This is a genomic window from Bradyrhizobium sp. 186 (assembly GCF_023101685.1).
Taxonomy (GTDB): Bacteria; Pseudomonadota; Alphaproteobacteria; order Rhizobiales; family Xanthobacteraceae; genus Bradyrhizobium.
Genome location: NZ_CP082164.1, coordinates 288556 through 301360, shown reverse-complemented (window position 1 = coordinate 301360; position 12805 = coordinate 288556). Strand labels below are relative to the sequence as shown.

The 12805-nt window shown below is 64.0% G+C and carries 11 protein-coding genes; 6 read left to right on the top strand and 5 right to left on the bottom strand.

The genetic code is table 11. The features are described from left to right. Window positions 1–75 precede the first annotated feature (75 nt). Entirely contained in the window at window positions 76–1677 is a 1602-nt protein-coding gene (locus IVB18_RS01410) for an alpha-amylase family glycosyl hydrolase (protein WP_247987567.1), read from the bottom strand. Between the two features lie 182 nt (window positions 1678–1859). Between IVB18_RS01410 and IVB18_RS01405 the strand changes: the two genes are divergently transcribed. Then, complete coding sequence (locus IVB18_RS01405; protein WP_247987566.1) at window positions 1860–2555, top strand: MBL fold metallo-hydrolase; 696 nt, start codon at window positions 1860–1862, stop codon at window positions 2553–2555. 5 nt (window positions 2556–2560) lie between these two features. Here the strand turns inward: IVB18_RS01405 and IVB18_RS01400 are convergent, their stop codons facing one another. Next, window positions 2561–2929, bottom strand: a complete 369-nt coding sequence (locus IVB18_RS01400; RefSeq protein WP_247987565.1) for a helix-turn-helix domain-containing protein — start codon at window positions 2927–2929, stop codon at window positions 2561–2563. Between the two features lie 141 nt (window positions 2930–3070). On the opposite strand from IVB18_RS01400, the gene IVB18_RS01395 reads away from it, so the two are divergent. Next, window positions 3071–3397 (top strand): hypothetical protein, encoded by a 327-nt coding sequence (locus IVB18_RS01395; protein WP_247987564.1) that lies wholly within the window; start codon window positions 3071–3073, stop codon window positions 3395–3397. A gap of 160 nt (window positions 3398–3557) precedes the next feature. Then, window positions 3558–4598: an IS110 family transposase gene (locus IVB18_RS01390; protein WP_247987014.1), complete on the top strand. Its 1041-nt coding sequence runs from the start codon at window positions 3558–3560 to the stop codon at window positions 4596–4598. 316 nt (window positions 4599–4914) lie between these two features. Here IVB18_RS01390 and IVB18_RS01385 read toward each other — a convergent pair whose 3' ends face one another. Continuing rightward, complete coding sequence (locus IVB18_RS01385; RefSeq protein ID WP_247987563.1) at window positions 4915–6093, bottom strand: PHB depolymerase family esterase; 1179 nt, start codon at window positions 6091–6093, stop codon at window positions 4915–4917. Window positions 6094–6223: 130 nt separating this feature from the next. Beyond that, window positions 6224–7636 (bottom strand): MFS transporter, encoded by a 1413-nt coding sequence (locus IVB18_RS01380; protein ID WP_247987562.1) that lies wholly within the window; start codon window positions 7634–7636, stop codon window positions 6224–6226. Window positions 7637–7878: 242 nt separating this feature from the next. Between IVB18_RS01380 and IVB18_RS01375 the strand changes: the two genes are divergently transcribed. Together IVB18_RS01375 and IVB18_RS01370 are read left to right on the top strand one after the other, a co-directional pair. Continuing rightward, window positions 7879–9114: an LLM class flavin-dependent oxidoreductase gene (locus IVB18_RS01375; protein WP_247987561.1), complete on the top strand. Its 1236-nt coding sequence runs from the start codon at window positions 7879–7881 to the stop codon at window positions 9112–9114. Window positions 9115–9255: 141 nt separating this feature from the next. Beyond that, window positions 9256–10632: a cytochrome P450 gene (locus tag IVB18_RS01370; RefSeq protein ID WP_247987560.1), complete on the top strand. Its 1377-nt coding sequence runs from the start codon at window positions 9256–9258 to the stop codon at window positions 10630–10632. Window positions 10633–10758: 126 nt separating this feature from the next. Here the strand turns inward: IVB18_RS01370 and IVB18_RS01365 are convergent, their stop codons facing one another. After that, window positions 10759–11598, bottom strand: coding sequence for a glucose 1-dehydrogenase (locus IVB18_RS01365; protein ID WP_247987559.1), 840 nt, complete (start codon window positions 11596–11598; stop codon window positions 10759–10761). Between the two features lie 174 nt (window positions 11599–11772). Between IVB18_RS01365 and IVB18_RS01360 the strand changes: the two genes are divergently transcribed. Continuing rightward, a complete protein-coding gene (locus tag IVB18_RS01360; RefSeq protein WP_247987558.1) occupies window positions 11773–12738 on the top strand; it encodes a sensor histidine kinase in 966 nt (321 codons plus the stop codon). Window positions 12739–12805: the final 67 nt, after the last annotated feature.

Below are 12805 nucleotides of genomic sequence, written 5' to 3'. Positions count from 1 at the left end.
GCGCAGGTAGTAACCCAGAGTCTTCGTCAAACTACTTCCTGTGGCTATGGGTCCCGGCCTTCGCCGGGACGACAGTTAAGAGGGCGGCGCCACCACGACCCCCTCATTCCCACGCAAATCCAGCACGCCTTCTAGCCTCTCGCCCTCGCGATCGAGAAACGTCGACAGCAATATCTCGCTACCGAAGCGGACAGAGCTGGTGGTGACGGCGATCGGGTCGGGGCCGAGATTGAGCACCACGATCATCGCCCTGCCCTCGGCCTCGCGGCGATAGACCAGCAGATCGCCCTGCGCCGCGATCGGATGATAGTCGCCCGAGACCAGCGGAGGACATGTCTTCCGCAACGCGATCAGCCGCTTGTAGAGACTGAGGATCGAGCGAGTATCGGCTTCGAGATTGACGACGTTCTCACGGATATGGTCCTCCGGCAGCGGCAGCCACGGCCTGACTTCCGAGTAGCCGCCAAAGTTGGAGGAATCCCACTGCATCGGCGTGCGGCAGCCGTCGCGGCCGACGCCGATGCCGGGCACGTTCTTCTCGAAGGGATCGCGCACGTCTTCGGGCGCAATCGCGAGCTGATGCATGCCGATCTCGTCGCCATAATAGAGCGTCGGCGTGCCGCGCAATGTCAGGAGCAACATGGCGGCAACACGGGCCTGCTCCGGCCCGACGCGGCTTGCGACGCGCGGACGGTCGTGGTTGCCGAGCACCCAGTTCGGCCAGGCGCCTTTCGGCAGCGCCTGCTCGTAATCCTCGACAATCTTCTCGATCGACCGCGCGCTCCAGAAGGTCGAGAGCAGCGCGAAGTTGAACGGCATCTGCGCGCCGGTGAGATCGTTGCCGTAATAGGCCATGAGGCGATGCAGCGGCAGATAGATCTCGCCGATCAGCACGCGCGCGCCATAGGCATCGGTGACGCGCCGCATCTCGGCGATGACGTCATGCACCTCCAGCTGGTCGGTGGAGTATTGCGTCAGGATCTTTTCGTGCGGCGGTCGGCCCTCGACGTAATGCGGGTTTGGCGGATTGTCGCGGAATTCGGCGTCTTTGATCAGGTGCCAGATCACATCGACGCGAAAACCGTCGACGCCCTTGTCGAGCCAGAACCGCATCACGCCGTAGATCGCCGCGCGGACCTCCGGATTACGCCAGTTCAGGTCTGGCTGCTGGGCGAGGAAGGCGTGGTAGTAATATTGACCTGTGGTGTCGTCGAACTGCCACGCGCTGCCGCCGAACTCGGACAGCCAGTTGTTCGGTACGCCGCCGTCAGGCCCCGGATCGCGCCAGATGTACCAGCCGCGCTTGGGATTGTCGCGCGAGGACCGGCTCTCGACGAACCAGGGATGCCGCTCGGAGGTGTGGTTGGGCACGAGATCGAGAATCAGCTTCAGCCCGTTGTCATGCGCGGAGCTGAGCAGCGCGTCGAAATCCTCCATCGTGCCGAACAGGGGCTCGATGCCGGTATAGTCCGAAATGTCGTAGCCGAAATCGGCCATCGGCGAAGGAAAGATCGGCGATAGCCAGATCGCGTCGACGCCGAGCGATTTCACGTAAGGCAGCCGCCGGAGGATGCCGGCGAGATCGCCGACGCCGTCACCATCTGAGTCCTGAAAGGAGCGCGGGTAAATCTGATAGAAGATGCCGTCGCGCCACCAAGTCTCGTCGCCCTGAGCCATGCCGGCAATTCCACCCAAATCTGACTTGAAAATCTCCCTCGCGCGAGAGAACGCGCAAGGAACGCCCCGGTTCAAACCAGCAAGCCAATTGGGACGGCCGTGTGACGCTTGCTGCGGCTGTTCCCGGGCCCCGGCGCGAATCTTTTGCTTGGCGACATGGCAAAAATCAGCATTGTGAGGCCATGACCGAGCAAAACGAGACCCAAGACTCACAGCAGGCCGAATCCCAAACAGCAAAGGCTGGCGCGATCATCGTTCCCGTGACGCTGTTCGAGCAGAACTGCACCATCATCTGGGACGAGCCCGGCAAGAAGGCCGTGGTGATCGATCCCGGCGGGGACGTGCCGAAGATTTTGGACGCGATCAAGCAGACCGGCGTCACCGTGGAGAAGATCTGGCTCACCCACGGCCATATCGACCATGTCGGCGGCGCCGCCGAGCTGCGCGATGCGCTGAAGGTGCCAATCGAAGGTCCGCATGTGGCCGACAAGTTCCTGCTCGACAATGTGGTCGAGAGCGGCGCGCGCTTCGGCATGACCGGCGTGCGCAACTTTGCACCCGATCGCTGGCTCGACGAAGGCGACAGCGTCTCGATCGGCGGCTTGCAGTTCGAGATCCTGCATTGCCCCGGCCACTCGCCCGGCAGCGTGGCGTTCTTCAACAAGGAGCTGCGCTTCGCCCATGTCGGCGACGTCCTGTTCGCCGGCTCGGTCGGGCGCACCGACCTGCCCGGCGGCAGTCACGCGACGCTGATCAACTCGATCAAGACCAAGCTGCTGCCGATCGGCGACGATGTCGGCTTCATCTGCGGCCACGGCGCGGGCTCGAGCATCGGCCAGGAGCGGATGACCAATCCGTTCATCACCGGCGAGATTTAACGGGATTATTCGGCGGCGTCGGCCAGCGCCGCCGCTTCGCCGAGGTGACGCTCGCCCCAGTCGCGGATCGCGGCGACCACGGGCACGAAGCTTTTGCCCCTGCGCGTCAGGCGATACTCGACCTTGGGCGGCACCTCGCCAAAATCCTTGCGGTCGATCAGGCCGCTTTGCGTCAGCGCCTTCAGTTCACGGCTGAGCACGCGCGGCGTGATCTCGGCGCTGCCTTCTGTGCCGCGCAACAGTCCGCTCCTGATCTCGCCGTAGCGGCGCGGGCCGTCCTTGAGGTCCCAGACGATGCGGAGCTTGTACTTGCCGCTGATCATTTTTTGAAAAGCCGCGACCGGGCAGGTGCGAACCATCTTTGCCTTCGCCATGTCGCCTCCTCCATGCGCCAGCTGAACTCGCGGCCGAGGATAGGAGCGACGGTGAAAAAGTCCATACTATCAATTTTGTCCATACTTGCAGGATCGCTCCCAGCGCGCAGATGATGACGCACGACGAACAGGGAGCGTCACATGAAGCACTTCATGATCAGATACGAATTCAAGAACGGCACGACGGAGGCCTGGCACCAGGAGATCGGCCGTTTCATCAAGGCGATCGACGACGATCCGGAGCTGAAAGGGCGGATCGGCTATCGCTGCCTGAAGAACCGCGACGACGGCCACTATTTCCATCTCGCCAGCGTCACCGACGATGCCACGCAGAAGACGCTGCAATCGCGCGACTTCTTCAAGCACTATCAGGAGATGACGCGGAAGGTTGCCGGCGGCGAGGTGACGGTGACGCCGATCGAGATGATCGATCAGACGGCCGATTCGTCATTCCGGGGCGCGCGATAGCGCGAGCCCGGAATCCATAACCACAGGGCGTAGTTTGGCCAAGACTCGTGGTTGCCGGCTCGGGTTGCAATGCAAGTCTGTGGTTGATGGTGTGGACGGCCCCCTACGGCATCAGTGTGCCAGAATGAGGTTGTCAGAAACTCATTCGCAGGAGCCGCCCGTGAACCAGATTATCCGTATTGGGATGGATACGTCGAAGTATATTTTCGTGCTGCATGGGGTTGATGCGGCGGAGCAGCCGGTCTTGCGCAAGAAGCTGTCGCGCAAGCAGGTGGCGGAGTTCTTCGCCAAGTTGCCACCGACCGTGATCGGGATGGAGGCCTGCGGGGCTTCGCAATATTGGGCGCGAGAGCTTCGCAAGCTCGGCCACGAGGTGAAGCTGATGGCGCCGCAACTGGTGAAGCCCTACGTGTCGCGGAACAAGAACGACGGGCGGGACGCGGAAGGGCTTTGCGAGGCGATGAGCCGACCGACCATGCGGTTCGTGCCGGTGAAGAGCGCCGAGCAGCAGGCCGCATTGATGCTGACGGGCATCCGCGACGGGCTGATCGCCCGGCGCACTCAGTTGACCAATACGATCCGCGGCCATGCGGCGGAGTTTGGCCTGATTGCGCCCAAGGGGCTGGACAAGATCGAGCCGTTGCTGGCGCAGATTGCGCAGGACGAGACGCTTCCCGTCCTGGCGCGCGAGCTGTTTGTCGTGCTGGGCCGCGAATGCGCCAAGCTCGAGAGCGAGCTGGAGGCGATCGAAGCCAGGCTGATGGCCTGGCACCGTGGCGATGCCATGGGCCGGCGTTTGGCGCAGATCCCCTCGGTCGGTCCGATCGTTGCCACCGCGCTGGTGATGAAGACGCCGGATCCGCGGGCGTTCCGCTCCGGTCGTCACTTTGCGGCCTGGGTGGGATTGACGCCCAAGGACCACTCCACCGCCGGCAAGACCAGGCTTGGCAAGATCACCCGGGCGGGCGACGAGGATCTGAGGCGGCTGCTCGTGATCGGGGCCACGGCCGTGATCCAGCAGGCCCGACGAGGCCGCGGCCAACACTCACGTTGGCTGCTGGCGCTGATTGCGCGCAAGCCGCCGAAGCTTGCGGCCGTGGCGCTCGCCAACAAGGTGGCCCGCATCGCCTGGAAGCTGATGGTGACGGGAGAGAGTTACGATGCGGCGCGGTTGAATGCCGCTGCGGCAGGGGCCGCCTAACAGATTGGCCGACCGGCGGGCTCGCTCGCCGGCCGACCGGAGCTGCAGGAGCAGATGGAGCGATCGATCGAGCAACGATGCGAGACAATCCGTGGGACCCATTGGCCGCCAGCAGGTCGCCAGGTTGTTTGGAACCCGCATCGCGCAAACCATCTTGGCCAGCGATCTAATCCATCGCACTCAACAGGCCGGACATATGGATGCAAGCGATCCGATCTCTCAAAAAGCTCTTGTGCCACGGGGGCCGTCCACATATGGGTCCCGGATCGGCGCGCGCTTAAGGCGCGCTTGTCCGGGACGACGAACTGGGTTGCAGCTACTTCATCAACCCCGCGGCGGTCAGCGCCCGCGTGATGATCTCGCCGATATCCAAGCTGCGGCCTGTCTCGCGCTTCGGCGCGGCCGGCTGCTCGGCGACTGCCGCGCGGATCGAGCGTGCAAGATGCGGTGCGGGCGACAGTACCGGCTTCGGCGGGGCGGCAGGCTTTGCCTCCGCCTTCTTCGCCGCGTCCAGAATCCAGCCGGTCAGGCCGAAGAACTTTGCGATGTGGTAGGACGAGGAGATGCCGGCTTCGATCAGAAACGCGCCTTCCACGCCATAGCGCTGATCGTTGTCGGCGACGCCGAGCGGCGTGCCATGTGCCATATCGGTGATGGTGTAGGATTCGACGATGGTCTCGCCGTTCCCATTCCACCATGCCTGGCGCGGATAGCCGTCGACATTGGTCTCCGCCATCGGCACGGCCGGAAGGTCATGCAGATCGAGCCACTGCTTGACGATCTCGTTGGCATTGCCGGGATTGACGGTGCGATCGGCGCTGCCATGCCACACCGAGATCTTCGGCCAGGGCCCACGATGGCTCGAGGCCTCCCGCACGAGATCGCCGAGCTCGTCCGCCGAACGCTCGGGTGAATGGAACATGCCGTCCAGCGCTTCGCGCAGGTTGGTCGCCACGCCATAAGGCAACCCCGCGATGACCGCGCCGGCCGCGAAGACCTCCGGATAGGTCGCGAGCATGACCGATGTCATGCCGCCGCCCGCGGAGAGACCGGTGATGAAGATGCGCCGTGCGTCGACGCGATGCGTCGCGACCATATGCGCGATCATCTCGCGGATCGAACGCGCCTCGCCGCTGTCGCGCGCGGTGTCTTCCGGATTGAACCAGTTGAAGCAGGTGTTGGCGTTGTTGGAGCGCTGCTGCTCCGGCATCAGAAGCGCGAAGCCATAGTGTTCTGCGAGCGTCGACCATCCCGCGCCGAGATCGTAGCTCGCCGCAGTCTGGCCGCAGCCATGCAGCACCACGACGAGCGCGCGCGGCTGCTGCAATTGCGCCGGCACGAACGCGAACATGCGCAGATTGCCGGGATTGTCGCCGACGCCCGTGACTTCCTCCAACGGACTGGACGCATCAGCGCTTGAACCGAACTCGGCAAAGCGCAGACCGTCCAGCCGTGGCAGACGTCTTAAGAGATCGACATTTCTGGTTAACGACACCGGCAGCTCCTGGAGGGCGACTTCCAACGTTACCCAAACCAGATAGTTGCTGCAGCGCAAAATAAAAAGTGTGTGTGCTGTCAATTACCAGAAATTCACGGGGAATCCGCACGTATTTCACTGCAATGCCTCAACTTCGTGCAGATGCGCGGCGCATCCACGCCAGAAATGCGGCGCAGATCATGATTAACGTCGCAAACAGCACGAGCGAGACGACAAATCCTGCGCGCGCTGATTGCAGCGCTTCGACGGCGAAGAACACCGCGCCGATTGCGGCCACTCCGGCCGCATTGCCGATTTGCGCGGTGGTGCCATACATCCCTGAGGCAGAACCTGCGGCGGCCGGCTTCACAGTCGAGAGCACTGCGCCGGAGAGCGGCGCCATCACCAGGCCCTGACCGTAACCGACGATGATCATCGCGAGCGCGAGTTCAATCGGCGTCGGCGCGTCGACGTAAGCTGCAACGAGCGCGAGCGCTGCGAGGCCCGCGATCTGGAGCGCACAACCTTCGATCAACACCTTGGTGCCGCGCCGCCGCGCCCGCGCGCCGCTGTGCCGCGACGCCACCACGAAGGCGAGCGCGAGCGGAATGAAGGCCATGCCGGCCGAGAGCGGCGGGATCTGCAATCCCCTCTGCATGAACAGCGTCATGACCAGATAAAACGAGAGATTGGCGGCGAAGAAAAAGAAGGCCGCCCCGAGTCCGCGCAGGAAGGCCGCGTCCGACAGCAGCGTGAGATCGATCAGCGGCATGCCGCCGGCGCGCGCGACCGCATGCTCGAGCCTCAGGAACGCTGCGAGGATCACGCCGCCGATCGCCATCACCGCCCACAACCACGGCGCACAGCCGACATCATGGCCGAACAACAATGGCCCGATCAGGCAGAGCAACCCCGCAAACAGCACGGCGCTGCCCTTGATATCGAGCCTTGTGCCGGCCCGGCGCGACACCGACGGCATGATGCGCCAGGCGGCGGCTGCGATGACGAGACCGCACGGCACGTTGACGAAGAACACCGAACGCCAGCCGGCGCCGGCGAGATCGATCGTGACGAGGACACCGCCGAGCAGGAATCCCGCGGCACCCGCGAGCCCCAGCACGATGCCGTAGATGGCGAAGGCGCGGCTGCGCGATTCATCGGTGAACAGGAGATGCAGCGTCGCCAGCACCTGCGGCACCATCAGCGCGGCGGTCGCGCCCTGCGCTAGCCGCGCGACGATCAGCTCGGCGCCGGATTGCGCCAGGCCACACCAGAGCGACGTCAGGGTGAAGCCGAGCACGCCGGCCAGGAATATGTTTTTCGCGCCATGGATGTCGCCGAGCCGGCCGCCGGTGACGACCAGGGTCGCATAGGCGATCAGGTAGATCGCGATGACGGATTCGATCTGCGCCGGCGTCGCATGCAGATCGATCGCGATGGTGGGAATCGCGACGTTGACCACGAAGGCGTCGACGCCGAACATGAACTGGGCGGCCACGACGATGGCCAGCACCCACCAGCGGCGGGCCGCATCGATTTGTTTCGTGACGGCTTGATGCATCGGTGCGCGTCCCCTCGAATTTCGGCGCCGATAATTTCAGACCTGATGCGGTGCCGCGATTACCTCAGAGGTAGGATTCGCGCGCTCTTCACCTCGCCCCGTAAGAACCGGGAGAGGGAGAAGAGGCACCTTGGTCGCATGCCTGCATTCCGCTGCGCGGGACATCGTGCGATTGCCTTCGCTGTCGCCAGCACGTAGCTTCGCAGCCTCAACAAACAAAAAATCCAGCCGGAGAGAACGTCATGGCGCGCCTGAAATTCGGAGCCTTTCTTGCCCCGCATCATCCGATCGGGGAGCATCCGATGCTTCAGTTCCGGCGCGATCTCGACCTGGTCGAGCAGCTCGATGCGCTCGGCTATGACGAGTTCTGGTGCGGCGAGCACCACTCCTCCGGCTGGGAGATGATCGCGTCGCCCGAGATGTTCTTGGCGGCAGCCGGCGAGCGCACCAAGCGGATCAAGCTCGGAACCGGCGTGGTCTCGCTGCCCTATCACCATCCCTACAACGTCGCGCAGCGGATGGTACAGCTCGACCACATGACCGGCGGCCGCGCCATCTTCGGCTCCGGCCCTGGCGCGCTTGCGTCGGACGCGCACACGCTCGGCATCGACCCGATGACCCAGCGCGACCGCCAGGATGAGGCAATCGGCGTGATCCGCCGGCTCTTCAATGGCGAGCGCGTCACCGCCAAGAGCGACTGGTTCACGATGAACGACGCCGCGCTCCAGATCCTGCCGTTGCAGGAGGAGATGCCGTTCGTGGTGGCGTCGCAGATCTCGCCCTCCGGCATGACGCTTGCCGGCAAATACGGCATCGGCATCATCTCGCTGGGCTCGATGACGACGCAGGGCCTGATGTCGCTCCAGCAGCAATGGCAGTTCGCCGAGGATGCCGCCAAGAAGCACGGCACAAAAGTCGATCGGGCGAACTGGCGCGTGCTGCTGACCTGGCACCTCGCCGAGACCCGCGAGCAGGCCCGCCGCGAGGCCGGCGCCGGCCTGATGCGCTGGCACAACGAATATAATGTCGGCACGCTGCAGCGGCCCGGCCTGACCGCGTTCGCCTCGCCCGACGAGGCCGTGGACAAAACCGCCTTCGTCGACGGCGCGGCGTCCGTCATCGGCACGCCGGACGATCTCGTCAAGATGATCAAGAACGTGATGCAGGTGTCCGGCGGCGTCGGCGCCGTCATCGGCTTCGTGCATGACTGGGCCAATCCGGAGAACACGCGCCGGAGCTGGGACCTGGTCGCGCGCTACGTCGTGCCGGAGATCAACGGCTACATCGACAGCCTGCGCAAGTCGCAAAAGTTCGTGATCGAGAACCGTGCGATCTTCGAGCGCGCGGGTCAGGCCGTGATGGCCAAGATCATGGAGAACGAGAAGGCTGCCGAGGCGCTCAAGGTGACCGGCGCCGGCCGCGTCGCCATTCCCGCCGTCAACGCCCCGGATTTGCAGAAGGAAGCGGCGAAGCGATAAGCCTCGTCACTGCCTCCTCGTCGGATGGTGACATGTAAGACGTTTCGGCTTGTGCTATGCTGATCGCATCAGCCTGGCGCGGGCCGCAATAATGCCGTGGTCGCGCGTTCTCTGTTCGGTCAGCCTACCGGAGCAGTCGTCATGTCGATGCAGAATGTGGCCTCGCCTGCACTTAGCTTTACGGCGCCAAAACGTAACGAGCTGACGCACATCCCCGGTGACGAGGGCTGGCCAATCATCGGCAAGACCTTCCAGGTGCTCGCCGACCCAAAGGGCCACATCGAAAAGAACGGCGTCAAATACGGCCCGGTCTATCGCACCCACATTTTCGGCGAAACCAATGTCGTGTTGCTTGGCCCCGAAGCCAACGAGCTCGTGCTGTTCGACCAGCAGAAACTGTTCTCCTCGACCCATGGCTGGAACAAGGTGCTCGGCCTGCTGTTTCCGCGCGGATTGATGCTGCTGGATTTCGACGAGCACCGCCTGCATCGCAAGGCGCTGTCGGTCGCGTTCAAGTCCGGACCGATGAAATCCTATCTCAACGATCTCGACCGCGGCATCGCAGGCCGCGTCGCGCAGTGGAAGGCCAAGCCGGGCGAGATGCAGCTTTATCCGGCGATGAAGCAGCTCACGCTCGATCTTGCAGCGACGTCGTTCCTCGGCGCCGATATCGGGCCTGAGGTTGACGAGATCAACCGCGCCTTCGTCGACATGGTCGCAGCCGCCGTCACCCCGATCCGGCGCCCCCTGCCCGGCACCCAGATGGCGCGCGGCGTGAGGGGCCGCAGGCGCGTCGTCGCCTATTTCCGCGAGCAGATCCCGCTCCGCCGCGCCAAGGCGGGCGGCGAGGATCTGTTCTCGCAGCTCTGCCACGCCACTCATGAGGACGGCGCGTTGCTCTCCGAGCAGGACATCACCGACCACATGAGCTTCCTGATGATGGCCGCGCACGACACGTTGACCTCGTCGCTGACCTCCTTCATCGGCGAGCTCGCGGCACATCCGGACTGGCAGCGAAAGCTGCGCGACGAGGTTCTGGCGCTCGGGTTGGCCGCTGATGCGCCGACCAGCTTCGATGATCTCGAAAAGATGCCGCTGTCGGAGATGGCCTTCAAGGAAGCGCTACGGATCAAGCCGCCGGTGCCGTCGATGCCGCGCCGCGCCATGCGCGATTTCAGCTTCAAGGGTTTTACGATTCCCGGCGGCACCGCGATCGGCGTCAATCCGCTCTATACCCATCACATGAAGGACATCTGGCCGGAGCCGGATCGCTTCGATCCCCTGCGGTTCACCGAGGAGGCCCAACGCAACCGCCACCGCTTCGCCTGGGTGCCGTTCGGCGGCGGCGCGCATATGTGCCTCGGCCTGCACTTCGCCTACATGCAGGCCAAATGCTTTGCGCGGCATTTCCTGCAAAACATCGAGGTGTCGCTGGAGCCGGGCTACAAGCCGGACTGGCAGATGTGGCCGATCCCGAAGCCGCGCGACGGGCTGCGGCTGACGGTGAAGGCGGTGTGAGCTCCGATCACCGTCATTCCGGGGCGCACGAAGTGCGAACCCAGAATCTCGAGATTCTCAGGTGCGCAACTGCGCACCATAGTTCGATGCTCCGCATCGCCCCGGAATGACAGCACATCATTGCCGTTACGCCCCCTGATCGAACGCCTTGCGCAGCGCGACGTAGCCCTGCTGCTGCTGGCTCCAGTTGCGGCCGCCGGTGATGGCGCCGTCGACGACGAGGTCGTGGCCGTTGATGAAGCTGGATTCGTCGCTCGCCAGGAATACCGCGGCGTGCGCGATGTCGTCGGGCAGGCCCGCGCGCGGGATCGGCTGCGCGCTCTTGTAGACCTCGCGCATGACAGCCGGCGTCTTTTCTGCGGCTTCGGTCGTCAATCCTAGCGCCTTGCCGAAAATGCCGGTGGCGATCGCGCCGGGCGAGATCGAGTTGACCCGCACGTTGGACTCGCCGAGCTCCATCGCCACGCATTTGGTGAGATGAATCACCGCGGCCTTGGCCGCGCCATAGACCATCGAGGACGAGAAGCCGGCGAGGCGGCCGGCGATGCTGCCATTGTTGATGATGCTGCCCGAGCCCTGCTTCTTCATGTAAGGCGCGGCGTGCTTCATCCCGAGCATGACGCTGCGCACCAGCGTCGCCATTGCGGCGTCGAAGCGCTCGACCTCGAGGCCTTCGATGCCGCCGGTCTGCGCCGGGCCGCCGGCATTGTTGAAGAGACAATCGATCCGGCCGAACTTCTCGACCGCGAGCGCGATCAGCGCGTGCATCTGCTCTTCGACCGTCACGTCCGTCTGGCGGAAAACGCAGGCCGCACCGAGCTGCTTCGCCAGCGCCTCGCCTTCCGGTAGACGCCGGCCTGCGATCACAATTTTGGCACCTTCGGCAACGAAGACTTCCGCGGTACGCAATCCGATCCCGCTCGTCGCGCCCGTAATCACCGCAACCTTGCCGTCCAGCCTGCCCATGGAGTGTTCCTGTTTTCGAACCATTTGATGCCAAACGGCGGGCACCCGCCGGGGGCCGCGGAGCTCACTATCCCTGCCGGCTCCCGACAAGGCAAGCTATGCTTGCGCGGGCGACATGCGTAACATTCTCGCAGACAGCTCGATTTTGGAACGCAGATCGCAACCGGGCGGCGCATGGGGAAACTGATCAACGAATTCCGTAAAGGCTGGCATGGCATGGCACCGCCGTCGCTCGGCCTGAGCATCGCCTTCGCGATCGCCTGCCTGCTGGTCGCGACGCTGGCGCGCTGGGGCCTCGCGCATGTGCGGCCCGACGTCTACTTCACGCCGTACTTCCCGGCCGTGTTCTTTGCCGCCGCGTTCGGAGGCTTGCGGATCGGCATCATTACGGCGCTGGTCGGCGGCGTGCTTGGCGTCGTCCTTAATTTCGGCGATACCTTTGCCGATCGGGCGCGATTTGCCCTGCTGGCGCTCTATTGGGGCGTATCTGCGCTGACCATCTGGGGCGTCGAGCATTATCGCACGATGCTGGCGGAGCAGCGCTGGATTTCAAAACGCCTGATCGAGGAAGAAGACTATCGCAAGCTGCTGGTGGACGAACTCCAGCACCGGCTGAAGAACAAGCTGTCGACGGTGCATGCCGTGCTGCATCAGGTACTCCAGGACCAGCCGCAGATCTGGGCCAGGATCGATCCGCGGCTGCGGTCGCTGGCCGCGACCGACGACCTGATCTCGCGGATCGACAAGGCCGGGTGCGACATCCGCGATCTCCTGATCTCGGAGCTCGGGCCTTACGGCCATGTCCGCTTCACCCTCAACGGCGACCGGCTGTTCCTGCCGCCGAAGCTCGCGGTCACGCTGTCACTGATGTTTCACGAACTCGCCACCAATGCGGGCAAATACGGCGCGTTCTCCGCACCGCGCGGCTTATTGCAGGTGTCATGGACCGTCAGCGACGACCGCTTGGCCATCACCTGGGACGAGACCGAGGGGCCGAGCATCGACAAGGTGTCCGCGCCCGGCTTCGGCACCAAGCTGCTGAAGTCGGCGCTGTCCGCCTTCGACGGCAAGACCGATATCTCGTACATGAAGACCGGGCTGCATTGCATCATGCAATGCCGCATCCCCCGAAGCGAATAGCCTGGCTCGAAAGCAAAGCGGATCGCGTACTCCGCGCACAGTTTCGCACGCGGCGTTGACGCTCCGT